Annotated in this window: 24 protein-coding genes, 1 pseudogene and 1 other annotated feature; of the genes and pseudogenes, 2 read left to right on the top strand and 23 right to left on the bottom strand. The window is 40.2% G+C overall.

Going from position 1 to position 26,076, the window contains the following annotated elements; genetic code table 11:
• Positions 1-61 precede the first annotated feature (61 nt).
• From FC89_RS10905 to FC89_RS10970, 15 genes are all read right to left on the bottom strand, one after another.
• Positions 62-1,006, bottom strand: a complete 945-nt coding sequence (locus FC89_RS10905; protein WP_083485480.1) for an ABC transporter permease — start codon at positions 1,004-1,006, stop codon at positions 62-64.
• A gap of 12 nt (positions 1,007-1,018) precedes the next feature.
• Positions 1,019-1,978, bottom strand: coding sequence for an ABC transporter permease (locus tag FC89_RS10910; RefSeq protein ID WP_057872576.1), 960 nt, complete (start codon positions 1,976-1,978; stop codon positions 1,019-1,021).
• The gene (locus FC89_RS10915) at positions 1,979-2,950 is read right to left on the bottom strand and encodes an ABC transporter ATP-binding protein (RefSeq protein ID WP_057872577.1); all 972 of its coding nucleotides are present in this window, start codon (positions 2,948-2,950) and stop codon (positions 1,979-1,981) included.
• Positions 2,947-3,957: an ABC transporter ATP-binding protein gene (locus FC89_RS10920; RefSeq protein ID WP_057872578.1), complete on the bottom strand. Its 1,011-nt coding sequence runs from the start codon at positions 3,955-3,957 to the stop codon at positions 2,947-2,949. The genes FC89_RS10915 and FC89_RS10920 overlap by 4 nt, the downstream gene beginning before the upstream one ends.
• 460 nt (positions 3,958-4,417) lie before the next feature.
• Positions 4,418-4,564: a hypothetical protein gene (locus FC89_RS12625; protein ID WP_157060718.1), complete on the bottom strand. Its 147-nt coding sequence runs from the start codon at positions 4,562-4,564 to the stop codon at positions 4,418-4,420.
• 165 nt (positions 4,565-4,729) lie between these two features.
• Entirely contained in the window at positions 4,730-5,959 is a 1,230-nt protein-coding gene (locus FC89_RS10925; RefSeq protein ID WP_057872579.1) for an NRAMP family divalent metal transporter, read from the bottom strand.
• A 51-nt stretch (positions 5,960-6,010) separates the two neighbouring features.
• The gene (locus tag FC89_RS10930) at positions 6,011-6,757 is read right to left on the bottom strand and encodes a LamB/YcsF family protein (protein WP_057872580.1); all 747 of its coding nucleotides are present in this window, start codon (positions 6,755-6,757) and stop codon (positions 6,011-6,013) included.
• An 18-nt stretch (positions 6,758-6,775) separates the two neighbouring features.
• Positions 6,776-7,567, bottom strand: coding sequence for a putative hydro-lyase (locus FC89_RS10935; protein ID WP_057872581.1), 792 nt, complete (start codon positions 7,565-7,567; stop codon positions 6,776-6,778).
• Complete coding sequence (locus FC89_RS10940) at positions 7,567-8,907, bottom strand: acetyl-CoA carboxylase biotin carboxylase subunit (RefSeq protein WP_057872655.1); 1,341 nt, start codon at positions 8,905-8,907, stop codon at positions 7,567-7,569. Before FC89_RS10940 ends, FC89_RS10935 begins: the two co-directional genes overlap by 1 nt.
• Positions 8,908-8,917: 10 nt before the next feature.
• Positions 8,918-9,325: an acetyl-CoA carboxylase biotin carboxyl carrier protein gene (locus FC89_RS10945; RefSeq protein ID WP_057872582.1), complete on the bottom strand. Its 408-nt coding sequence runs from the start codon at positions 9,323-9,325 to the stop codon at positions 8,918-8,920.
• A gap of 15 nt (positions 9,326-9,340) precedes the next feature.
• Positions 9,341-10,357, bottom strand: a complete 1,017-nt coding sequence (locus FC89_RS10950) for a 5-oxoprolinase subunit C family protein (RefSeq protein WP_235804418.1) — start codon at positions 10,355-10,357, stop codon at positions 9,341-9,343.
• A 1-nt stretch (position 10,358) separates the two neighbouring features.
• Positions 10,359-11,102, bottom strand: a complete 744-nt coding sequence (gene pxpB / locus FC89_RS10955; protein ID WP_057872583.1) for a 5-oxoprolinase subunit PxpB — start codon at positions 11,100-11,102, stop codon at positions 10,359-10,361.
• A gap of 208 nt (positions 11,103-11,310) precedes the next feature.
• Positions 11,311-12,441 (bottom strand): vitamin B12 independent methionine synthase, encoded by a 1,131-nt coding sequence (locus FC89_RS10960; protein ID WP_057872584.1) that lies wholly within the window; start codon positions 12,439-12,441, stop codon positions 11,311-11,313.
• A 56-nt stretch (positions 12,442-12,497) separates the two neighbouring features.
• Positions 12,498-12,729: a binding site (T-box leader), on the bottom strand.
• Positions 12,730-12,787: 58 nt separating this feature from the next.
• A complete protein-coding gene (locus tag FC89_RS10965; RefSeq protein WP_057872585.1) occupies positions 12,788-13,990 on the bottom strand; it encodes an NAD(P)/FAD-dependent oxidoreductase in 1,203 nt (400 codons plus the stop codon).
• An 84-nt stretch (positions 13,991-14,074) separates the two neighbouring features.
• Complete coding sequence (locus tag FC89_RS10970; RefSeq protein ID WP_057872586.1) at positions 14,075-15,256, bottom strand: MFS transporter; 1,182 nt, start codon at positions 15,254-15,256, stop codon at positions 14,075-14,077.
• Positions 15,257-15,497: 241 nt separating this feature from the next.
• Between FC89_RS10970 and FC89_RS10975 the strand changes: the two genes are divergently transcribed.
• Entirely contained in the window at positions 15,498-16,346 is an 849-nt protein-coding gene (locus tag FC89_RS10975) for a DUF72 domain-containing protein (RefSeq protein ID WP_057872587.1), read from the top strand.
• A 16-nt stretch (positions 16,347-16,362) separates the two neighbouring features.
• On the opposite strand, the gene FC89_RS10980 is transcribed toward FC89_RS10975, so the two are convergent.
• The 6 genes from FC89_RS10980 to aroD form a co-directional block, all read right to left on the bottom strand.
• A complete protein-coding gene (locus tag FC89_RS10980) occupies positions 16,363-17,010 on the bottom strand; it encodes an HAD family hydrolase (RefSeq protein WP_201780769.1) in 648 nt (215 codons plus the stop codon).
• A 169-nt stretch (positions 17,011-17,179) separates the two neighbouring features.
• Positions 17,180-18,268 (bottom strand): 3-dehydroquinate synthase, encoded by a 1,089-nt coding sequence (gene aroB, locus FC89_RS10985; RefSeq protein ID WP_057872589.1) that lies wholly within the window; start codon positions 18,266-18,268, stop codon positions 17,180-17,182.
• 16 nt (positions 18,269-18,284) lie between these two features.
• Positions 18,285-19,268, bottom strand: a complete 984-nt coding sequence (gene aroF / locus FC89_RS10990; RefSeq protein ID WP_057872590.1) for a 3-deoxy-7-phosphoheptulonate synthase — start codon at positions 19,266-19,268, stop codon at positions 18,285-18,287.
• Positions 19,265-20,140: a shikimate dehydrogenase gene (gene aroE / locus FC89_RS10995; protein ID WP_057872591.1), complete on the bottom strand. Its 876-nt coding sequence runs from the start codon at positions 20,138-20,140 to the stop codon at positions 19,265-19,267. Before aroE ends, aroF begins: the two co-directional genes overlap by 4 nt.
• A 16-nt stretch (positions 20,141-20,156) precedes the next feature.
• On the bottom strand, positions 20,157-22,172 hold the full coding sequence (tkt, locus tag FC89_RS11000; RefSeq protein WP_157060719.1) for a transketolase: 2,016 nt from the start codon (positions 22,170-22,172) through the stop codon (positions 20,157-20,159).
• Positions 22,173-22,579: 407 nt separating this feature from the next.
• Entirely contained in the window at positions 22,580-23,344 is a 765-nt protein-coding gene (gene aroD / locus FC89_RS11005; protein ID WP_057872593.1) for a type I 3-dehydroquinate dehydratase, read from the bottom strand.
• Between the two features lie 637 nt (positions 23,345-23,981).
• Here aroD and FC89_RS11010 point away from each other — a divergent pair.
• Positions 23,982-24,509 (top strand): annotated as a pseudogene (locus tag FC89_RS11010) (restriction endonuclease subunit S); the annotation flags it as partial.
• A gap of 45 nt (positions 24,510-24,554) precedes the next feature.
• On the opposite strand, the gene FC89_RS11015 reads toward FC89_RS11010, so the two are convergent.
• Both FC89_RS11015 and FC89_RS11020 read right to left on the bottom strand, forming a co-directional pair.
• Complete coding sequence (locus FC89_RS11015) at positions 24,555-25,481, bottom strand: site-specific integrase (protein WP_057872594.1); 927 nt, start codon at positions 25,479-25,481, stop codon at positions 24,555-24,557.
• Between the two features lie 97 nt (positions 25,482-25,578).
• On the bottom strand, positions 25,579-26,064 hold the full coding sequence (locus FC89_RS11020) for a PASTA domain-containing protein (RefSeq protein ID WP_057872595.1): 486 nt from the start codon (positions 26,062-26,064) through the stop codon (positions 25,579-25,581).
• Between the last annotated feature and the right edge of the window lie 12 nt (positions 26,065-26,076).

The following is a 26,076-nucleotide window of genomic DNA, read 5'->3' on the forward strand; positions in this document are numbered from 1 at the left end:
TTATTATTGCTATCATTCGTTTAGTAAAAACAGGCACCATCTCCTTAATGATTTAACTGTTTTATTTACCAACTGCTTGCCGTTGAGAAGCATCAGCTGAACGTCGAATAACTTGACCAATATAACTAATTGCCAAGCACAAAATAATAATTTCTAAAGCCGCTGGCAACCAAGTCCACCAATACTGTGTAATATTATTTGGATCATTAGCATTAGCAATCAAGGTCCCCAAAGACGGGGTCTTAGGTGGCAAGCCAAATCCCAAGTATGATAAGCCTGTTTCAACTCCAATATTTTCAGCAAAGGATAAAGTCGTATCAACTACGATCAGTGATGAAATGTTGGGCATAATTTCACGAAAAATAATTTTCCATGAATTTGTACCTGAAGTAATTGATGCTGCCACATAATCCTTTTTAGATTCTGCCAGAGTTCGAGAACGAATTAAGCGGGAAGTCCCTAACCAGTAAAAACAAGAAAAGATCAAGGTTAATGTGATCGCATTATAGTTGTGAATAATTGTAACTAAAACAATAATCATCATTGTCATTGGCAGCATCATCATAAAATCATAAATCCGCTGCATCCACCAATCAACAAAGCCGCCATAATAACCTGAAATCAATCCCCATGCAACACCCCAAGTTGAAGAAATTAACGTTAGGCCAATTGCAATTCCAATCGAATTGCGTGAACCAACAATTAATTGTTTCATAATTGAGCGACCACCAGTATCAGCACCTAAAAGGTAACCATCTTGCAATGGCCGATTTAAATAGGCGGTAATATTAGTATTCATCATTTGGGAAACATTAATAAAAAAAGATGCAATTGTTACAAATACAATAAAACAAACCACGATAATCAAGGCGATCAATGCTGGACGATCAGCTTTAAATTCACTCCATACAATTTTACCGGCTGAAGGAGTAGCTTGACGCTCAGCTTCTTGCGTTAAACGTTTTAATTCTTGCGGATCAATTGTCTGCTCAGATAAACTCTTCATCATACCACTCCCCTATTTAATCCGGATTCTTGGATCAACAATTCCAAGAATAATATCAGATAATAAAGTTCCTAATAAATTCAAAATCCCAAACAGCAAAACTAAAGCGGTAATAACTGTGTAATCACGATAACTAATCGAATTCACAAATAATAGCCCCATCCCTGGATAGGAGAAAATACTCTCCGTAAAGATTGAACCATTCAGCAAACCCGTGATCGAATATCCACCAAAAGCTGCGATTGGCAACAATGAATTGCGAAAAATATGATGACGATAAATTGCTTTTTCCGGCACACCTTTGGCCCGCGCTGTTTTAACATAGTCTGATCTTTTAGCATCAATTACTTCTGAACGCAGATACTGTACAATATTCACGGTGCTAAAGAGGGCTCCTAACAAACCTGGTAACAACATATGATAAAAGCGCGACAAAATCGTTCCGCTAAAGCCACTGGCCGTCGCTGAAATGGACCCAGTTGTCGGAAACCAATTCAGAACATAGCCAAAGATCCATAACCCTACTACCAAAATTACAAAAAAGGGAATGCAATAAGTTACATAAGTATAAATTCGAATGATCGTATCTGGCAGTTTGCCTTCATGCCGACCAGCATACATCCCCATTGGTAAAGCTATTAAATAGGTAAGAACCATCGTAAACAACGACAGCCACAAAGTATTTTCTGCTCGTTGACCGATCAGGTTTGCAACTGATTCATGATACTGATAGCTTTGACCTAAATTTCCATGAAATAAATGCACTATCCAATTCCAATATTGTTGATACCATGGATCATACAACCCATTAATTCTCATTAAATGATGAATCTCAGCGGTACCGGCTCGTGGGTTAATTGAACCGGTAAATGGATCTCCCGGCATCATTTTAGCTAATAAAAACACTAAAATACTTAAAAGAATAATTTCAGGAATCATAATTAAAACTCGGCGTAAGATAACTTTCCACATTTAGTCCACCCCCTGTGCTGTTAATTTCCGTTTACTTGCCGCTTGCGGTGGCAAAGCAACGAAATGCGTCTGGGAAACTTGCACTAGTGGATAGGCCATACCGGCTTGATCATAATAATCGTTCTTTTGTTCTTGATAAATTTTTTCAATTCGCAATCGTTCTTGTTGACGTTCCTGCCGGTGGCGAACATCAACTTGTGGAATTGCTTCTAACAAACGCTGAGTATAAATATGTAACGGATGATTATAGATATCATCACGTGAACCAACTTCAACTAAACGTCCATGATTCATAATTGCTAAGCGATCGCACATATGCCGGACAACTCCTAAATCGTGTGATATAAAAAGATAAGAAACCCCAAACTCACGCTGAATCTTCTTTAAGAAATTTAGCACCTGAGCTTGAACCGAAAGATCTAAAGCAGAAACCGGTTCATCAGCAATTATCAATTTGGGATTAGTGGCCACCGCCCGAGCGATTCCAATTCGCTGCCGTTGACCGCCGGAAAACTGATGTGGATATTTATATAAAGCATCAGGACCTAATCCAACAATATCCAGCAGCTGCAAAACACGAATTTTCTCAGTTTCACTATCGAGCTTTTGAAAATTACGTAGTGGCTCAGCGATAATTGTTTCAATTCGTTTCCGTGGATTTAAACTTGATAAAGAGTCCTGGAAAATCATTTGGACGTTTTGATTATAATTAAGTCGTTCTTTAGGTTTATTTAGTGCAATATTTTCACCTTGATATAAAATTTGTCCACCGGTTGCTTTTTCTAAACCAACAACCGCTCGCCCAGTTGTCGTTTTCCCTGAGCCCGATTCACCAACTAAGCCAAACGTTTCGCCAGCATTAATTTTAAAGGAAACTCCATCAACAGCTTTAACTTGATCAGTAATTCGATTCCAGAAGCCGCTTCGAATCGGAAAGTGAACCTGCAAATCCTTAACCTCAATTAAACTCATTGCCTAACCCCCTTTGGTGCAACTGGAAAATTAAAGTTTTGATAACAGGTACAGCGAACCTGATGCCCAGCAGACAATTGATGCATTGTTGGGTGTTTTTCATGTGCGCTACTTGGGACCCAAGGAATTCTTGGAGCAAACCGATCACCATCTTTTGGCATCTGCTGCAGCGAAGGAACGTTGCCGGCAATTACATAAAGCTCATCGTTTTCACTATCTGCTTGTGGCACTGAACGCAATAAAGAACGGGTGTAAGGGTGAAGGGGGTTTTCAAAAATCTGCTGAACTGTTCCCTGCTCTACAATCTGGCCAGCGTACATTACAGCAACTTCATCAGCCGTTTGTGCAACTACCCCTAAATCATGGGTAATTAAAATTACTCCGCTATGATTTTCTTGTTGAATTTTTCTAATCAAATCAAGAATTTGCGCTTGAATTGTTACGTCCAGAGCAGTTGTTGGTTCATCGGCAATTAACAAATCCGGTTTGCAAGCAATTGCAATCGCGATAATTACCCGTTGCCGCATTCCACCTGATAACTCATGCGGAAACTGGCGCGCTGTCCGTTGGGGATTATCAATTCCCACATCTTGCAGCAATTCTAAAGCCCGTTCACTTTTTTGCTTTTCTGTTAACTGTGTATGGTAATCCATCACTTCGGTAATTTGATCTTTAATTTTCTTCAAAGGATTAAGTGCCGACAATGGATCCTGAAAGATCATGCCGATCTTGGCTCCGCGAATTTTGTTGTACTGAACTTCATTCATTTTTAAAAGGTCCTGCCCTTCAAAAACAACCTGTCCAGTGCTTTTAGTAATCGCTGGATCATGCAGTCCCATGACAGTTGTCGCTAACGTACTTTTGCCACAACCCGATTCTCCAACAATCGCTAAAATTTGATCACGTTTAACTTGCAAATTAATTTGTGAAATTGCTTCATAAAATTCTCCCTCGATTTTAAAAGATGTACTTAGATTTTTTATATTTAGTAATGTTTGATCAGACATTAGTTTATTCATCCCCAACTGACTACAAAGATTAAAATTTATTGAGATTTATTATACCTCTTAAAAAACAAATTGCAAACCACATATTTTATGGATTAATTTCATTTATTAACTTGGACAGGCTATTTGGCATACTTTACTAGACAAAAGTTTATTTTTGAAGAAATAAATGCATAAAATCTTCTAAAATAAAACATTCTAAATTCTTAATTTTATGCTAAGAATTGCCAGCTGAAAATTATCATTTTTTAATGCTTATCTTAAGCATAATTTCATTAATTAATTAATTCAATTTTTAGTACTCATTATGCAATTTCATTCAAAAATCATAACAAAAAAATAAAGCGTTCGATAATTACCAGTTGATAGTCTGTTAATTATTGAGCACTTTATCAAATTAATTTCCAACGACTAACTATCCTTAACCAAATTATCATACACAGTTTATGTAGCTGTCTGATTATTTAGCTTTGCTTGCACACTCTTTTTCCAACTCAACTGCTTTATCATAGGCATAACGGTACAAATTGAGTTTCACATCTAAAGACTTTTCATTCGTATCAGACATAACAACCGCTAAAGCAAATTTTTCTGGATCAATCTTCATCAGCTCACATCCTTCCGTTACATATTATAATTCATTTTAGCTGTGTTTAAAATTAATTTTAGGTATACATAAAAACAGTTTGTTTTAATATGAATTTTCAGTTGAAAACTAAAAAAAACAATTCAGCAGCCAGCTGCCAAATTGTTTTACAAAGTTTGAGTGTTTTTAAAATAAACCTAAGAGAGTTTCAATGCTGGCATATGCCATAAAAATAACTACCAGCCAACCAGTATATGTCAACCATTTTGGATGATGGTAATCCCCCATCAATTTATGATTGCGACTGGCTAACAATAATATTGCTAAAGAAATTGGCAATATAAATCCATTGGCAGCACCGACAAAAACCAAAACTTTAGCTGGTGAACCGATTAAATAAAAGACTACTGTCGAAATTACAATAAAACCAATCACCAAAATTTTGTGATAATTCTGATAAAAATTCTTGTTTTTCCCAACTGCATAATCCAAAAATGAAGTAGAAGTAAATGTTGATCCTAAAACTGAAGTCATTCCGGCGGCAAATAACAATATACCGAAAAACTTATAACCGAAATTTCCGGCCGCATATTTAAAAATCGAAGCCGCCGGATTAGTTGGATCCAATTTAGTCCCCGTCACAACTACTGCCAAGCCGGCTAAGAACAGCATAACTCTAATAACGGAAGCAACTCCAATCCCAGTTAAAGCTCCGGCATTAACATACTTGATATTTTTCTTGCCGGTCAATCCGCCTTCCAGCAAACGATGCCCACCAGAAAATGAAATATAACCGCCGACTGTTCCTCCGACAATCGTTACAATTGAATAAAAGTCAACTTTAGTCGGCAAAAAAGTATGTTGAACGGCTTGCTGATATGGAACTGCCATTACAACAATAATGTAAATTAAAATGGCAACTTTAACGACTGCCAATACCTGAACTGTTCGGTCCATAACCGTCAAAGCATTCTTAACCACAAAAACGATAATTGCCAGTAATCCGGCAATCACTGCCCCATTTTCTGGTGAAATGCCAAACAGTACATTCAAACCTAATCCAGCTCCGCCAACATTGCCGATATTGAAAAACAACCCCCCGACTGCGACTAAAAATGATAGTACATACCCTAATCCGGGGAAAATCTCATTAGCCAAAGTTTGGGCTTTTTGACCACTAACAACAATTATCCGCCAAATATTCATTTGAACAATAACATCAAAAATAATACAAATTAAAATAGCAAAACCAAAGTTGGCACCCATTTGACCCGTAAAAGTTGCTGTTTGCGTTAAAAATCCCGGCCCAACAGCAGCCATTGCCATTAAAAAGGCTGCCCCCATTGCGATGCTCCATGGAGAACGGCTCGCTTGATCAATTTTAGGCAAATCATTTTTACTTGGTTTATTGGTCATATACAAATTCCTCTCTTATTTAAAAAAATTAAGTCATTCTCCTTCGCAGTTTTAAAACGACTGCAATTTTACTTCTGCTTGCACCAAGGTTTCCCGCAAACGTGCGACAATTGCCAGCGCCTGTTGATTATCACCATGTACACAGACCGTATCCGGCTGCAACTCCACCTGAGAACCATCAATAGCAGTTACCGTATGCGTCTGCAGCATTTGCAAAACGCGTGCAGCAATTACCGCTGGATCGGTAATAACAGCATTAGGCTGACTGCGGGGAACCAAACGACCGTCGGGTAAATAATTTCGATCACCGAAAACCTCTTGCGCAGCCGGCAAGCCAACCGCTTTGGCAGCTTTGATCAATTCACTGCCAGCCAATCCATAGAGCGGCAATTCCGGGTCAACCTGCTGAATTCCCTGACAAATAGCTACCGCTAACTGATAATCATTGGCGGCTAAATTATAAAGAGCACCGTGTGGTTTAACATGATGCAAGCGATGATCGCTCGTAAATGCTTGTAAGGCTCCAATTTGATAAGTTACCAAGTGCTTAACTTCAGCAGGGGTCAGCTTCATTTGCCGCCGACCAAAGCCTTGCAAATCTGGAAATCCGGGATGTGCTCCAATTTTGACCCCAGCTTTTTCAGCAACTGCAACTGTTTGGGCCATCACATCCGGATCACCGGCATGAAAACCACAAGCCACGTTAACCGATGTTACTAATTGAATGACCTGTGTGTCGTTACCTAAATGATAGCGGCCAAAACTTTCACCTAAATCACTATTTAAATCAATTTTCACACTAGAACCTCCCATTTCTTAATCATATTTTAGGCTGGTATTTTTAATATCAGTAATCAGCATATGCCCCGGAGAATGCGTAATTACAAATGGTGGCTTAACTTGCATAATGACATTTTGCGGAGTAACTCCGCAAGGCCAAAAGACCGGTACCTCACCGGGTTTTATCGGTACCGCGTCCCCATAATCTGGATGCGCTAAATCTTTAATTCCGATTTTTGCCGGCTGGCCAATTTGAATTGGTGCTCCATGGACTTTAGGCATAGCAGCTGTTACCTTAACTGCTTTAACCACCTGTTCTGTAGGAATCGGTCGCATGCTGACAACCATTGTTCCACGAAATTTACCGGCCGGAGTCAATTCAATATTGGTATTGTACATGGGAACATTTAATCCCAACGTTATCTGACGAACTTCAATTCCGGCAGCTATCAATTCCGCCTCAAATGAGAAACTGCAGCCGATAATAAAACTGACCAAATCATCTCGCCAATATTTTTCAACACTTGTAACTTCTTCTGTCAATTTCCCATCACGATAGATTCGATATTTAGGAAAATCATTAGCTAAATCCACATCTTGAGCAAATTGCCGCAGGTTTCGGCTGCCGGCATCACTAACTTCCAAAATTGGACATGGTTTCGGATTGCGCTGCGCAAATAACAAAAAATCATAGGCCAGACTTCGCGGCAAAATCACCAAATTTGCCTGAGTAAATCCAGCCGCCAAGCCACTCGTTTGTCCACTAAACTTTCCGGTTCTGATTAAATGACGCAATTCTACCGGTGATAGTTTGTTCAGATTTTCCATTAGATCTTCCCCTCCTTTTCAGTTGCCGGTGGCGTTGCCAAATTATCAAGCCAATTAATATCGGTTCGTAATTGTCGGTAATCTGGTTCTGCCAATAGTTGCAGCAAAAAATCAATATTGGTTCTAACGCCGCTGATAACTGTTTCATCCAGAGCCATTATCATTCGCTGAATTACTGTGTTTCGATCTATTCCGTAAGCAATTATTTTAGCAATCATTGAATCATAGTTCGGTGGTACTAGATATCCTTGATAAATTGCCGTATCAACCCGAATTCCCAAACCGCCGGGCAAATGCAATCCCTTGATAACCCCTGCCGTTTGCGCATTGATTCGACATTCTAAAGCAAATTTAGCCGTTGGCAGCGATTCTTTTGCCGGCAATTTTTCTCCGGCAGCAATTTTTAATTGCCACTTAACTAAATCAATGCCGCTAGTCAATTCGGTAATGGGATGTTCGACCTGGATCCGTGTATTCATTTCCATAAAATAAAAATGTTCGGCATCCGCCACTAAGAATTCCATTGTACCGGCACTCGTATAATGCAGACTCTTAGCTGCTGTGACAGCTGTTGCCAATAATTTTTCTCGTGTAGTCGTAGACAAGCAAACTGCTGGAGCTTCTTCGATAACTTTCTGATGATGCTGCTGAATCGTACAATCACGTTCACCAACTGCCCAAACATTTCCAGCTTGATCGGCCAAAATTTGCACTTCGATATGCCGCGGATGAGCTAAATATTTTTCCAAGTACATTTGTTTGCTGCCAAATGCATTAAGTGCTTCATTTTGGGCTAAAGCAAATTCATGCTTAAATTGAGCAGCTTGGTCAATTACCCGCATGCCTTTGCCACCGCCACCAGCACTAGCTTTCAGCATAACTGGAAAACCAATTTTTTGAGCTGCCTGCAGACCAGCTGCCGCCGTTGTAAACTCGGCTTGACTGCCGGGAATAACCGGTACTTCAGCTTTGATCATCGTTTCCCGAGCGGCAGCTTTTTCACCCATTAAATCGATCACGTCAGCGCTTGGTCCCACAAAAGTCAAACCCGCTTGCTGACATTTGCGTGCAAAGTCAGCATTTTCGGATAAGAAACCATAGCCTGGATGAATTGCATCCGCTCCTGTCAGCTTTGCCGCGGTTAATAAAGCTGTTTGATTTAAATAACTGGCAGCGGCCGCCGCCGGACCAATACACACTGCCTGATCGGCTAATTGCACATGTAACGCGCGACGGTCAGCAGTTGAATAAACTGCAACTGTTGCAATTCCAAGTTCCCGGCAAGCACGGATAATCCGAACAGCAATTTCACCCCGATTGGCAATCAATACTTTTTTCATCAAATCCGCCTCACTTTTGAATCGTAAATAACGGCTGATCATATTCAACCGCCACTCCATTAACAGCTTGTACTTTAATTACCTTTCCTGTTATTGGTGACTTAATTTCATTCATCATTTTCATTGCTTCAATAATCCCCAATTGCTGACCGACAGTGACTTGATCACCAACTTTAACAAATGGAGCAGCTTTGGGATCAGGTGCGGTATAAAAAGTTCCGATAAACGGAGCTTTGACCACTGTTTGATCTTCAACCACCGCAGCCGGCACCGTTGCTGTTTTTAACGGTGATGATGCAACTGATGTTTTGACCTTTTTTTCTAAAGTAATCTGTTCATTCTTGCTTTTAATTTCCAACTTACTCAAACCGGCTTCATTAAATAACTGAACCAGTGTTTTTAATTTATCAATTTCCATTAAACTGCCACCCCCTTAAGCTTCAAATAACTGGGCAATCCGCTGCCCAGCGATTTGTTGCGGTCCAATCGGCAATTGATATCGCTGCCGCTGAAAAGTTGCTGCCAATTGTTGTAAGAACTGAATTCGTTGACGCAATAATTTGGTAGCATCCGCAACTGAAATTTCTTGAAAACGCAGTCGTTGTTTCATGCCAGCCTGAACTAACAATGGCAGATCAACGGCACAAATCGTTCCAATCACTGGATAACCACCAGCAGTTTGACGATCGGCTAATAAAACGATCGGTTGCCCACTGCGAGTAATTTGAACATTACCGGTTACCGTTCCTTCTGACAACATACTATTAGCAGGAATTGGCAGCTTGGAACCGGAAAGCCGATACCCCATCCGGTCAGCTTGCGTTGAAATTTGGAATTGCTGCTGACAAAACATTTCTTGGGCTGCTGTTGAAAAGCTGGCCCACTGTGGTCCCTTAATAAAACGCAACTGTAATTCTTTGGTTGGAGTTTGAACTGGCAAATCGCAGTGCCGCCACTGTAAACTAGCTAACTGATAGGTCGGTTGCAATGGTAAAAAATCACCGTCTGCCAATAATTTTCCCTTTAACCCGCCGAGCTGCAACCGGCTAGTAGTTGAACGACTAGCTAGGATTGCTGGAGTCTTGACTCCACCGGCAACTGCCAAATAACCAAACCGACCTTGTTTCATTGGCTTAAAAGTCAAAACATCGCCGGCAGTGACTTGATAAGCTCGATTCAGTTCAATTTGTTTTTGATTTAAAGCTGGTTGACAGCTGCCACCAGTGACTGCAATAAAAGTCGGACAGTGAAACTTAATTGCTGGTCCCAGCAGCATAAACTCAATTCCGGCTTTCTCAGGAGAATTACCCACTAATAAGTTGGCCAATTGCAGTGAAAAATCGTCAACAGCCCCCGAAACCGGAACCCCAAAAGCCTGATAACCCCAGCGACCAGCATCTTGAATAGTAGATGCCAAGCCTGGTTTTAAAATTTCGATTGCTGTTTGCAAATCAATTTGCCCCCTTTGTTTCAGATAAACGGTAGGTTTTCACTTGATATTTTCCAGCAATCGACGCTTGCTGAATCTGATCAAAATCGGCCGCTGTAATTGCCTTGAATTGCAACCAATCACCAGCATGGTAAGGCGGCAGTGGATTTGTTGGATCATACAACTTAAGTGGCGTCTGCCCAATGATCTGCCAACCTCCAGGAGATGCTACCGGATACATCCCTGTTTGCTTACCAGCAATACCGACACTACCAGCTGCCAATTTTAAACGCGGCTGCTGCAGTCGGGGCATGGCAATTTTGTCGGGCACAAAACCGGCATAGGCAAATCCTGGCAAGAAACCTAGGAAATAAACATAATAGGGTTGCTGACAGTGCAACGCAATCACTTGTTGCGGAGTTAATTCAGCAAATTTTGCTACAGCTGTTAAATCAGGTCCATATTGGCCGCCGTAACAAACAGGAATTTCAACAACCCGCTGTGATGCCGCAGTTATTTCGGTAGTTTTTTCGGCTTGAATGAAGGTTTCCAGCTGCCGGCTCAGTTGTTCAAAATCAGTCAGACCAACATCAAAATTAACAGTCAACGTATGATAAGCCGGAATTAAATCAACAATTCCCAAATGTGATTGCTGTTTTAAACTGGCCGCTAAATTATGAATCAATTGATTTTCTCGGACGTCAATTTTTTCAGGAAAAACAATATTCAAGGCTTGTTCACCGATCGGAACAATTTTAAATTTCATTTTTAAACCTCCGCTTTCCCTTTTATTATAAAGTTTTTCTTCTTTTTCTAATCAAACGCTTATTTAAATGATAAACTTTTTCTTAAGTTTGTATACTAATTCAATTTCAAAACATTATTTTGACGAAAAAAAGATGCTTTTTCTTACAAAAGCATCTTTTTTTTAGAATTTACTTAATTTTAGAAAGCAATCTGACATCATAGTTAAATTAATTGTGCCAAACTTGTTGCGCTATTTTCTTTACTAATTCGATTTTTGCCCATTCCTGTTCTTCGGTCAACAAGTTGCCTTCTTCAGTTGAAGCAAAGCCGCATTGCGTTGAAAGCCCCAAGTTTGCCAATGGAACAAACTTGCTGGCTTCATGCAATCGTTCGCTGATTTCAGCCGGATCTTCCAATTTCCCAGCTTTAGAAGTAATCAATCCTAAGATGATCCGTTTTTCTAGGCGATTATTAAAAATTGTTTTTAAAGGTGCAAAATCGCCAGAACGTTCATTATCATACTCTAAGAAAAAGCCGTCATAATTTAGTTGGGCTAAATACTTGGCAACTGCCTGATAGCCACCGGCAAATAAAAAGGTCGAGCGAAAGTTGCCGCGACAAATATGAGTTGTCACCGTCAAGTCAGCTGGCAGTCCAGTCAGCATTTCATTAATTACTGAAACTGCTTCTTGAGCAAGTGTTACATACTTTTTCTGTTCTGCAGGTGAATCTTTGGTCTCATTTAACTTGCTGATCAAAAAAGCCCAAGTTGTATCATCGATCTGGACATAACGTGCTCCCAAATCATAGAAATGCTGAATCGTTAAATGATATGCCTGCGCTAAATCATGCAAATAATCCGTCCGCTGCTGATAAAACTTCGGCCAATTGTCAGACCGATTATCGCGAAACAGCATTGTTGGTGAAGGAATTGTCTGCTTGGGAACAATTCCTGCCGGAGTAACTGATTTAAGATATTTGAAAGCTGCAAAAAATGGATGGTCAGGATTGTAAGCCACGCGACCATTTAATTCAGCATTATCAGTTCGTGTTTTAGCACCCTTGAATTTATAGCTCTTTTGATAATCATAATGCTCTACTCCGTTTAAGCCCCACAAGAAATCTAGGTGCCACCAGCTGCGGCTGAATTCACCATCAGTTACATCAGCTAAGCCATGTTCGACTTCAGCAGCAACTAATTTTTTTATCTCCGCCTGGCGTACCTGCAAAAATTCGCTTGCTGAAAGCTCTCCCGAGCGCTGCTTAGCCAAAGCTGCTTTCAAAGCTGGCGTCCGTAAAAAACTGCCAACGATATCATATCGGAATGGACCGACCTTAGTTTGATTCTGTGCTGTCATTATTATTTCTCCCTTCAATTTGCCAAAATAAAAAGCCCTTGTTCCTGCTATCCAAGAACAAGGGCGAAATTTTCGCGTTACCACCTATAATTTTACAGCAACTCACATTGCTGCACTCAATAAGTATCATCGATACTTGACGTGATAATGGACGTCACCATAAATACTTGATTATTCAGCATTTATCAGCGCTGAAACCATCTTCAAAAATAACTGCTGACCGTCTTTCAGCAAATAACGGCTCTCTGAACAACAGTAAAAATCTACTCATTTCAGCATTGCTTGAAATATTATCGTTATTATATTTATATGGCATGATCAAGCGAAAGTCAACCTGAAAATACGTTTATTTAATTGGTTTTAATGGTAAAACCTGCTGCAAAGTTTTCAAATCAGGATGCTGACGGAAAAGATTGCGTAAATGATCCAAGTCAACCGCTGCATTCCATGATAAGATTCCCTGCAGCTGACCCTGATCGTCAAAATAATAAACCAGCTGACCAGACGTTAATTTTTCTTGATACAGCTGCAAGCTGGTATCCACGGTTCCAAGTGCTTCCCAAGAAATATCAAAGACCCAACTATAAAAATACGGCGTATACGTATAAGCTGCTGCTTGTCCAGCCATGTTTTTCCCTGCTATATAGCCTGATTGAATTGCGTGTTTAACATGTTCGGATTTGGTTTGCCCTAAAATAACATCTGGATAAGAAATAATATCTCCAGCTGCCCAAACATCCGCCGCAGAAGTCTGCAAATATTGATCGACTACTACACCATTTTTATCTAAATGCAATCCAGCCTGTTTGGCCAACTGATAATCAATTTCAGCACCTAATCCTAAGACCAGCCCATCGCCTAATAGTCTAGTTCCATCTTCTAAGGTTAATTCGACCTGTTCGCCTTTAAGCTGATAAGTAGCTGCTTTTTCTTGATAATAAAATTTTACTCCGGCAGCCGTATATTTTTGTTCCAGTTCCTGACATAAGGCTGTTGGAAGTTTACGTTCAAATAATTGTGAGCCGGCAATCACATAAATAACCTGCGTGTTCGATTGTGCTAATCCGGCTGCGATTTCACTGCCAATAAAACCATCCCCAACAACAATTACTGTTTGCTGCTGGCCGCTGAATGCCCGAATCTTCAAATAATCAGCTTTGGAACGCAATGCTACCACTCGCTGACTGGCTGTTCCAGCTAAAGTACGCGCTTTTGCGCCCGTCGCCAACAAGAGTTTATCATAGCTGAAAGCTTGACCAGTAGACGTTTTAACTTGATGAGCTGCGGGATCGATCTGGGTCACAACGGTTCGTAAAAAAAGTTGTGCTTGCTGTTTTTCTGCAGTTTTAAAATCAATATCCTCATCATGGAAGTTTTCATCAACCCAAAGTTTCTTGCTCAACGCTGGCCGCGCATAAGGTCCGTCAACGTCAGCTGACAAAATCCCAATTGAGCCTTGTGCATCAACAGCTCGAATTCCAGCTGCTGCCTGATCAGCTGCCATTCCGCCGCCGACCAACAAATATTTAAAATGCTGAATTGCTGTCATTTAGATTACCTGCCTTCTTAAAATTAAAAGTACGCTTCTTATTATAAGTTAACTGATAATAAATTTAAAAAAATTTGCTTGATTTTAGTTAGCGAAAAAGCGACTATGAATTGAAATACTGCCAAGCAATACCAATAACACTAAGCCTAAACTGCCAAAAGCGATAGCAAAATTTGATTTTTCAATCAACCAACCTAAGAAAGGAAAAATTACGATCATACCAATTGAAAAAAAGACGCTGGCAACACTCAGCAAAGTTGCCCGCTGTTCAGATGGGACGGCTTCATTGTAATAACTGCTAAAGATTGGTTCGCTAATTGAACCCAAAGCCTGGACCAGCAGAAAAATTCCCAATAAAATAACTAATTGGTTAAACCAACAAGTCAGCAGGATCAGCAAACTAACCGCCAGCCAACCAGTAAAAGTCGAAACTGGCAGCTTCGCTTTTAGGTGCGGCGCAAAATGCATGGCAAAGATATTGATCGCCGCTGCCAGGATCAATAAAGCTGAAATCAACCAACTAGTAAAATTTTTATTCTCCATTAAAGACTGAAAATAAAAATAATAACTGGTACAGACTGCATCAAAGCCGGCTTGAAAGATCATCAGATTACGCAATTGCGGTTGGTGCTGCAGCAATTTCCAAGCAGCCAACAAAATTTCCTTAGTTGAAGCAGCAGAAGTTTCCTCAGTCTGTGCACCAGAAACCAGTCGGGGTTCTTTAACCAGCAAAATTGAAAACAGCGCTAAACAACTAATCAAAATTTCAATTACATAGGTCAATTCAAAGTGCCAATGGACAAATAAACCTGCTAATACTACTCCGCCCGTATCAGCGAATTCAAAGATCATGTTCAAGTGAGCAGCAGCTTTGGGATAATGCTTCTCTTGGCGCTGTTCCAAAAGTGAGTCGTAAATCAAAGCTTCCAGCGTACCTGATTGCAGATTATAAGAAAAAGCATTCAAAACAAATCCACCAGCATACACCCAAAAACTTCCTCCAATCAGCATAGTAACAGCCGCGGCAATCGCCATAATTCGACCAGCTATTAAAACTGATTTATAAGAAAAACGATCCGCTAAAACACCGCTGGGTAATTCAAACAAAAAGCTGGCTACATGAAAGATACTTTCACAAAGACCGATCTCAACTAAAGATAAACCTTGCTGCTGTAAATAAATCACCCATAAACTGTTAATCCCAAAGAAAGCAAAGAAACTGTACCAGTAACTGCAAGCAACATTTTTTTGATATTCAATTTTCATTTATTACACTCCAGTAAAGCCAGTCATTGTAATGGCTGGGCAAATTTTTTGGTATTTTACTGAAGTGCAGCGATCTCTATGATCGTATGCTGCAGTGTGATCCAAGCCTGCATCTTTCTCACTCCGCTCTTTTTAAATTAAAATTAATCTAAAGTTAACATATTTTACTTGCGTTAACAATCTTTTTTAGTCGATAACTAACGAATGATGGTAAAATCATTAATTGAAAGGAGCTTAGTCAATGATTACCTTGGGATTAACGACTTGGAGCGAGCATCCCGCTTTGATCAACCAGCAAACACGACCAGTTACGTTAGCTGAATATGCCGCCCATTTTCCAACAGTTGAAATTGATACTTTTTTCTATGGAATTCCGCGCCCACAAACAATTGCCAACTGGCAGCAGCAAGTTCCCACCAATTTTCAATTCGTCGTCAAAGCTAATCAAGCTTTAACCGGACATCCGGGAGAAACCTTGAGCGGCCACAAATTAACAGCCCGCTTCAAAGCTTTTGCGACTGCCTTGGCTCCCTTGCAGCAAGCTGGGCAACTAAAAACCGTTTTATGTCAGTTTCCGCCATTCTTTGAAGCTACCAGCCGCAATGTTGCCTATTTAAAATTTTTCCGATCAATGCTGCCAGCTTTACCGCTGACTTTAGAATTACGTCATCGCAGCTGGTACCAAGGCAAGAATGCTGTTTCGCTAGTCACTTTTTGTCGACAGCAGCATTATACCCTGGCGGTTGTTGACGAACCGACCGGCCTGCCGACTTCTATCCCACTTTATCCAGCTATAACCACCCCTGAATTAATGTTTTGGCGACTGCATGGCCGTAACCAGTTAGGCTGGCAGGCTAAGGGCAAAAATTGGCGCAAGCAACGAACTTTATATCGTTACAGCTCGCAAGAATTAGCTGCTTTTAAAAATCAGTTGCAAAGTTTCACTGATCAAGTCCACGAAATTTGCGTTATTTTTAATAATAATTCTGCTCGTGATGCGGCCCCTAATGCTAAACAGTTACAAAAAATGCTGGGATTGCATTTTACCGGCTTGAATCCGCAATCACCCGAACAATTGGACTTGTTTTAAAATAGCTCAATTGCTTTCACAGCTGTAAAAAATTTTTAGCTGCTGCTGGATCGGCAGCAAGATAATTAGCACCAGCTGCCTGCAGTTCAGTTTTCGTACCAAAACCATATAAGACACCCAGCGAGTCGATCCCCACTTGATTGGCAGCTGCCATGTCATACTGGCGGTCACCGACCATGATCGTCTTGCGTAATAAATCAATATTTTGCTGTTCCAATGCATAGCGAATAACCGCCGTTTTGTTGGGTCGGGTACCATCAAGACCGCTGCCGGCTACAAAATCAAAATATTGCCGCAAATTAAAGTGATCTAAAATCCGTTCTGCAAAAACAGTCGGCTTAGAAGTTGCTACCAGCAGCTGCTTGCCCTGCGATTTTAAAGCAGACAACAATTCAGGAACTCCTTGGTAAACACGATTCTCAAAAATCCCTGTCTGACTGAATCGTTCGCGATATTTATTTACCGCTGCTTGGGCTTGTGCTGGATCCATTCCATAAAATTGCTGAAAAGAATCAATTAATGGCGGTCCAATAAACTTATTCAGCGTTTGTAAATCAGTAGTTGGAATGGCAAAATGCTGCAGTGCATAAGCAACCGATTTGGTAATTCCTTCACTTGAATCGGTCAAAGTACCATCTAAATCAAATAGAATATATTGATAAATCATCGTTTTCTCCATAATGTTTTTCAGCTTTATCTAAAATACATTCTATACATTTTAAGCAACAATGCCAACTCAAAGAAACCGACTAGAAAATTTAATCGTATTTCTAGCCGGTTTCTTCTATTATATAGAGACTTTTCCATCTCGCTTTAAAATAACTAATTGCTGATTATTTTCCTGTCGTTAGTAATTCTTGCTGGAGCCAAGTAATAATCTGATTTAATGGCCGACGATAAAAATCTGGTTGACCAATTTGTTTTAAATAAATCAGCGTCAACTGCTGGTTACTGATTTTCTTGTCATGTTGAAGGGCTTGATAAAACGCTGGTGTTCCTAATTGCGGATCACTAAGCGGCAAGCCGACTGCTTTCAAGCGCACTGCTATTTGAGCTGTCGTTTTAGCAGCGGTTAAATGCCGGCGTTCAAACAATCGACTCAATTGATAAAGTCCAATCGCTACCGCTTCTCCATGAAATAACCTTCCGGCAGCCGCTTGTTCAACCGCATGACCCAATGTATGACCGAAATTCAATAACTGGCGCTGATGCGATTCGGTTTCATCGGCTGCTACCACTTGGGCTTTAAACCGAACACTGGCTTCGATCAACTCAGCCGCCGCTTGCCTAATAGCTTGATAATTTTCAATGTTACCAGTTAATTGCCAAAAATTACCACCAACTAAGGCGGCACACTTGACCACTTCACCATAACCTTCTACTAAAGATCTTCTTTTCAAAGTGGTTAACACAGCTGGATCAATTAAAACTAGGTCCGGTTGATAAAAAGTTCCCACTAGGTTTTTGCCAGTTGGCAAATCAATTGCAGTTTTCCCACCAACGGAACTGTCAACTTGCGCCAGCAAAGATGTCGGGACCTGAATAAAAGCAATCCCGCGTAAATAAATTGAAGCTGCCAAACCGGCTAAATCACCGACGACACCACCGCCTAATGCCAGTACCCCATCATGGCGACTAAAATGCCCGGCCGCTAACTGTTGAATAATTTTTTCTAAAAACTCCCATGACTTACTGGCTTCACCGGCAGGAATCGTTATCAACTGAACCGCAAAGCCGCCTTTTGACAACTGCTGCTGTACCTTAGCTGCATATAATGGGCCAACATTTTCGTCAGTAATAAGTGCAATTTTTCGTGGTGACCAAACTCGTTGAATTTCACCTAATAAATTAGCTAATCCCTGCGTAACAATTCTGATTTCATAACTGTGCGACTTGGTCACAACTGGAATTGTTTTTTCCATTTTTAAACGCCTACTTTCAGTCAGCCATTAAAGTTCGAATTGCTTGTGCCTGTTGGGTCATTTTCAAGTAAGTATCCGGTTTGAGTGCTTGCGGTCCATCAGATAAAGCTCGTTTTGGATCATCATGAATTTCAACCATCAAACCGGCAGCTCCAGCAGCGACCCCCGCCGCTGCCATCGGTGTTACCAAATCCCAACGCCCCACCGCGTGACTAGGATCAGCAATTACCGGATAAGGAGTCAGCTGCTGCAAAACGGGAATAGCTGCAACATCAAATGTATTCCGCGTATATTTATTATCAAATGTCCGGATACCGCGTTCAATCAGCATAATCTGTTGATTCCCACCGGCAGCAATATATTCGGCCGCATTCAACAAATCATCGATGGTTGCTGACATTCCACGCTTTAATGCCACCGGAATTTTAGTTTTGCCGACAGCTTTTAATAATGAAAAGTTCTGCATATTACGCGCCCCTATTTGGAAAATATCAGTATACTTGGCTACCAACGGCACATGCTCATCATCCATGACTTCCGTAACCACATCCATCCCGTTAAGATCAGCCGCTTCACGCAAATATTTTAATCCTGTTTCACCCAAACCTTGAAATGAATACGGTGAAGTTCGCGGTTTAAAAGCACCACCACGTAAAACGGTTGCCCCGCCTTGTTTGGCAACAGCTGCCATTTTTAAAATATGCTCCCGACTTTCAACCGAACACGGGCCGGCCATAATAATTAAATGATTATTGTCAATTACCGTGTGTGGCGTTCGGATAACAATATCTTCGGGATGAAATAATCGACTTGATTGAATGGCTGCCGGTGTATTTTCAATGATCTGAGCTGCTGCTTGAATTTCAGCTGGTAAATCCTGTTTGGCGGCTCCGACCACTGCTACCCGATTTTGCTGAACCAATACCTGCTTTTTGCCAGCAAATAATTTTTGCAGTTTAGTAATATTTTGGGAAATATCGTTTTTTAAAATAATAATCATTTTGTTCTCCTCCTGATTTCGGTTACTAAATTTTTTCGAACTATCTCGATTGGCATTTTTTTGCCTGTCCAAAATTCAAAAGCTAATGCGCCCTGCCACAATAACATGCCAATGCCATTACAAGAATTGCAGCCGCGTTGCTGAGCATATTTTAGAAAAGGCGTCACTAAGGGATGATAGATCAGATCATAAACAAATTGCTGCGGCTTTAAATGTTGTAAAACTTCCAATGGCAATGGCAGCTGCTGAGCATCCATCCCCTGATCAGTTGCATTGATCACAATTGCACTTTTTTGCAAAGCAGCCAGTAACGCAGCTGTGTCAGCATAATTTACTAAGCAATATTCCGTAGACGTTTGGGCAGCCAGTTGATGCAGCCAAGCAGCAATTTTAGTATATGTTTGATTAGGCCGTTTGCAGACATACACTCGTTTGATATGATAATCAGCGGCAGCGGCAATAATTGCCCGACCAGCTCCACCGGCGCCTAAAATCATAATCGTCTGCGCTGTCAATAATATTTTTTGTTCCTGCAAATCAGTAAATAATCCAGCACCATCCGTACTGTCACCGATTAAACGACCATTATCATTTCTAATGGTATTAACTGCTGCAATTTTTTGAGCGCGCGGTGTTAGTTCGTCTAAATATTTAATCGCTTGCTGTTTATAGGGCAATGATAAATTTGCACCACCAAAATTCAAGGCTCTTAAACCGTTGACTGCGTTCGCAAAATCAGCCGGCAGCACATCAAATGCCAAGTAACAGGCATTTAAATGATTAAACTGAAAACTTAAATTATGCATCAATGGCGACAAACTATGCTGAGCAGGATGGGCTAAAAAGCCATAAAGCCGCGTCTCACCATTCATTTTGAATCACCTCATTTTATCCAATTACCGACAATGATTGTTTGTTGGCAGCACGTGCTTGCTGATAAACCTGAACGATCCGATCGACCGTAAAGCCGGCCGCCTGCATCAGCTCTGGCAGCGAACCACTGATCCCAAAACTTTCGACCCCAACAACTTCTCCATCCAAGCCGACATATTTTTCCCAGCCTTGCGGACTGCCTAATTCAATCGCTACCCGGCAACGAACTTGCGGCGGCAGCACCTGAGCTTGGTACTTGGCAGACTGACGAGCAAAACGTTCCATAGACGGCAACGAAACAACACTGACATCTTGTCCCAACTGCTGCAACCGCATCTGAACTTGCAAAGCTAAGCTGACCTCCGATCCGGTCGCCAAAAGAATTCCGGCTGGTTTCAGTCCCTGCTGTGGTGAAATAACATAGCCGCCATGATCAACGCCTTGTTCAGCGGTAACTTTTGTATTCGGCAAAACTTCCAGTTGCTGCCGACTTAAAATCAGAATCGTCGGATGATCTATCGAACTAATTGCTTGGTTCCAAGCCGCCATAACTTCATTCGGATCAGCTGGTCGAAAAACTTCAACTCCCGGGATCTGCCGCAAGCTCATTAACTGTTCGACTGGTTGGTGAGTTGGACCATCTTCTCCGACTGCTAAGGAATCATGAGTAAAAACAAAGGTTACCGGTAACTTCTGCAGTGCTGCCAACCGAATCGCCGGACGCAAGTAATCTGAAAAAACTAAGAAGGTTGCACCAAAAACGTGTAAACCACCGTGCAATGCCATCCCGTTTAAAATAGTTCCTTCACCGAATTCGCGAACTCCAAAAACAATATTACGTCCAGTTGGATCTTCTGGTGTCATCAACGGGCTATCTTCAATCGTTGTTCGATTAGAGGTTGCCAAATCAGCAGAGCCGCCCACAAAATTATTATCTTGCTGTGCCAAATTTTGAATGACCTGATGACTGGTATCGCGGCCTGATTCAGCTCCGTTGTCGTAGCGTGGCAATGTGACCTGTAACTCAGAACGTCCCACTAACAACTGCTTGAATTTAGCTAAGGCTGTTGGATCAGTTTTCGCTAATGCAGCGACTTGCTGCTGCCATTTTTGAGCCGCCTGCTGTCCACGAATATTAACCATTTTTTGAGCTGCTTGGGCAACTTCTGGTAACACGGTAAATGGCGGAGCACTCCAAGCCAAATTTTTCCTTAAAGCAGCTAGCCCGTCCGCTCCTAATGGTTGTCCATGGACTTGATTAGTCCCGGCTGCTGGGGCGCCATATCCGATAGTTGTCCGTACTTCAATCAATGTTGGCGTTGCCGTTTGTTTAGCAGCCGACAAAGCTTGATCGATCGCCGCTATATCATTACCATCAGCAACCAAATGCGTATCCCAGCCATAACTGGCAAAACGCTGCCGCACATTAGTTGTAAAGGAGCGCGCTGTTGGTCCATCAAGTGAAACATCGTTAGAATCGTACAAAACAATCAACTTATTCAAACGCTGCCTACCAGCAAAGCTGGCTACTTCATGCGAAACGCCTTCCATCAAATCACCATCACCAACTAATGCGTAAGTGTAATGATCAACTAGTTTCCCGGCTTGGTTATATTCGGCAGCTAAAAAACGTTCAGCAACTGCCATCCCAACCGCCATTCCCAATCCTTGTCCTAAAGGTCCAGTCGTAGCTTCAACTCCCGGAACAGCACCATATTCTGGATGACCGGGCGTTCGACTGCCAAACTGACGAAAGTGTTTTAAATCATCGATCGTTAAATCAAATCCGGCTAAATGCAACATACTGTAAAGCAAGGCTGATCCATGACCCGCTGATAAAACAAATCGATCGCGATTAAACCATTGCGGATCACGACTATTGACCCGCAAATGCCGACTCCAAAGACACCACATCATTGGAGCCGCTCCCAGCGGCAAGCCGGGATGACCTGATCCGGCTCGTTCAATCATTTCAGCACTCAGCATGCGTAAATTATTGATGGCTAATTGGTCTGCTTTTAATACCTTCATCAGTGATTCCTCCATTTCCTAATACTGCAAACAACAAAAAAAGACTTTTGCAGCCAACACTGCAAAAGCCTTTTTCTTTTTTGTCTCGTCCCCTAATGGCCGAATATCAAATAAGAAAAGCCGCACAGTGCTGATTGCATCTATGCGACTCCATAATTTCATACAAAAATTACTGGTCACACCCGATGCGGGAACGTAATGCCCGCATCAAATGTGATCCGGACACTACTTGATAAACCAGTAATAATAAAATCGTTGGCGATCATTAGTTAATTTTTGCAAATTCATTATGGCATTCTCCTTAAATTGATAACAAAATATAAGATAACGTTAATGTTGAATAAGTTGATTCTAACTTGTCAGTTATTAAATGTCAATCATTTTCAAAAAATATTTTTTTAAAGCAATTATTTATTCTGAGCATCCAATTGCAATTCGTTTAATAAGCTGCGCAATGTCTGTGCCGGAATTTGTCCAGGAGCTGATGCTGACCCGACACTGCCAAAAGTTAGTACTGAACCAAAAAGCTCACCACTTAAACGAGTTATTTTGCCAAGATCTCCCATCGCCATGGTAATCAACGGCAGCGGCAAGCATTCAGTTGCCATATGAGTTGCTGTTAACAATGTCAGCACATCAGCCGCTGAGTGCGGCATAACAGCAACTTTAGCAATATCAGCCTGCAAGTCATTCATCAGCGTCAAGCGAGCTACTAATTTTGCTTCGGGTGGTGTTGCTTGAAAATCATGATTACTCAAAATAACTGGCAAATTTTGCTGGTGAGCTGCTTGAATAGTTTCAATGACATTTTGACGTGAACGAGCAACCTCAATATCAATTGCATCGCTAAGCTGCTGATCAATTAATTGTCGCAACAAAATAAAATACTGTGCTGTACTTAAAGGCCGCACGCCGCCTTCAGCTTGTGTGCGAAATGTCAGCAGCAGCGGTGTTGGTAATATTTGGCGCAATTTAGCCGCCAATTGACTGACCGTCGTAATTTCTAAAACATCTTGAAAATAATCCAGTCGCCATTCAACCAAATCCGGTCGAACTGCGGCAATTTGCTGTGCTTGCTGCAACACTTCATTTTGATTTTTTCCAGTCAATGACACCGCAATCTTGGGTTTGCCGCTGCCTAAAGTTAAATTGCCAATCTTTACTGATTTCATAAAAACCGCCTTAAAATATTTTTTGGTTATTCATATGATAGTCCAAGAACTTAAAATATACTAGTAATGATTTAAGTTCTTTTGAATTCTCACTCGGCATTCAAATTCTGTTATTTGAGATCATCAACATACCTGTTAACCTCGTCTTTTTGATTTTGTGCAGATAGTATTGTTTTAGCAGTTGCTGTCCTACAACACATCGAACCAGCTTGTAAAAATCACCTGACAAATTTACGGAATCATAAAATATATTTAATCTAGATTATGACTTATTTTAATTCAAAAGTAAAACTTCTAATCAGCAGTATCCAGCTAATTTAGTTCATACAATAGCAGATTCTTATTTTTCGGTCTTTTACTAGATTACAAACAGGCTATCCATTCTGATTAAGAACAAACAGCCTGTAAATATAACCAATTTATTTTACAATTTTATTCACTTTTTTAACAGCTGATCTGTTTAGAAAAATTAAAGCTTCTTGATTTTTTTAAGGTAAAGTGGTGAATCTTACCATTTATCACTTGTATGCCATGCTTATTTAGAATCACTAACTAATTTTGTCAGGAGTATTTAAATAACTCAGTTCAGTCCCTATTTAACAAGAAAAAAACTAAGAACGCTGCTTGGGAACAGCGTAAGGTTGGCGATACTTTTATCGAACGTTCAGAAAGAAATAAGGAAGGTGAATTAATTTCTGTTACAATTAATTTTGGAGTTGTAAAAGCAAACAAGTTGAATAGGAAAGATAATTCAAGCAATGATAAATCAAATTATAAAGAAGTTAAAGTCGGAGATATTGCGTATAACTCAATGAGAATGTGGCAAGGAGCAAGTGGCTACTCTCCTTATAATGGGATTCTTAGTCCTGCTTATACTGTGATTACTCCCAAAAAAGGTGTATACTCTAAATTTTTTTCTTATGATTTTAAGCGTTATGATATGATTCAAACATTCAAAAGAAATTCGCAAGGATTAACATCTGATACTTGGAATTTAAAATTTTCAACGCTCAAATCAGTTAAAGTTAGGTTTCCTTCTTTTAATGAACAACAAAAAATCAGCATCTTCTTCCAACAGTTTGACAATCTCATCACCCTTCAGCAATGCAAGCTAGACAAACTCAAAGAACTAAAAAAAGCTTACTTGCAACAAATGTTTATTTAATCAGTAAAAGCACTCAAATGAAAATTTCACTTGAGTGCTTTTCTTTTACATCAAAACTGACATTTCATGCATAATTTTATCGTTATCTTGTGATTCAAGTTCGTTGATAATGTGCAAATACGTTTTTTGAGTAGTGGTAATACTTGAGTGACCTAATCTTTTAGCAACAGTTGCAATTGAAACACCCGCAAATAGCAAAAGCGAGGCATGAGTGTGACGTAAACCATGAATCGTTATTACTGGAACTTTCGCTTGTTTACATAGTATGGTCAGCCGATGATTGATAGTTGAATTAAAAACTCGACCGTTAACAAATATTGGTTTCCCTGAAGGAAGATTTTGAATTAGTTTTGAGAACTGACTTGCTAATTTCAAATCAAGTTTAACTTTTCTGACTGAAGAAGTATTTTTAGTTGGTTGAAAGCCACCACTAGCTTGGCGATAATTCCAAGTTTTATTAATCGTCAACTGACCCTTTTCAAAATCGAAATCTTCTGGGGTAACACCTAATCCTTCAGCAAAACGGATTCCTGTTTTAGCAACCAATAAAATAAACCAATCCCAGTTCAAATTTGTTTTTAAATTAAGATTTTTAATTACAAGCTGCAGTTGTGCTTGACTTAAATACTTTAATTTTTTAGGTCGAGGTTTTCTCCCTTTAATAATTACTTTACGAGCAGGATTTGTATCAATCAAACCATCATCTAAAGCATCTAAAATTGCACTTTTAACTTGATGATGAAAATCAATCGTTGTCTGCCGCTCGTGATCAATTGCGTAGTCATTAATTAATTTTTGATAAGTACGACGATTTAGTTGATTTAATTTTAGAGTCGGTGCGAGTGCTCTTAACCAGTGAAGCGTTAAGTAATATTTGTCTAATGTGACTTCGCGAACTGCATTAATTTTATATAATCCAATCCATTCTGCATAATAACGATAAAAAAGTTGTGTTGACTTTTTTGAAATCATAAAAAAACATCCTCCTAACATTTTTCAGCTTATTAGCTGATAAAATTAATTATTTAGGAAGATGAGATAAATTTAAATATGATGATTAAAAAAATTATTATTCTTTATGTTTGTGAAAATCGAATTTGTTAATCATTTTCTTGGCTTGTTTGATTGTACCATTAGCCAAATTGTGTAAAATCTCTTGCTGTTCCTTTTTTTGTAGCTTTTTCTGAGAAATGGCTGCATTTTTTAGTTCTTTACTTCGCGTAATAACATTTTCATCAGCATAAAAAAATTTGACAAATGTTTTTGGATCAACAGACCGGCCAACTTTAGGCGAAATTTTTAATACGGTTAAAGATCTTTTGTCAGCATATTTTATATCTGGATCCAATAAAGCTTTACTGAATTTAAATCCGTAACTTTCCAAAATTGATGATGCCTCATCAACCGGTAATGAAATCACATCAGGTATTTTAATATAGTCTTTTCGTTTTTCGAGTTGTTGATTTACAATATTTGCCGTTGAATCTACAAAATCAGGTGCTACAGCATCTAAAGCTGTTTTAGTTAATTTCCCCAATATTTTCTTTTTTGACATAATACACACCCC

Source organism: Liquorilactobacillus ghanensis DSM 18630, assembly GCF_001435235.1.
Classification (GTDB): Bacteria; Bacillota; Bacilli; order Lactobacillales; family Lactobacillaceae; genus Liquorilactobacillus; species Liquorilactobacillus ghanensis.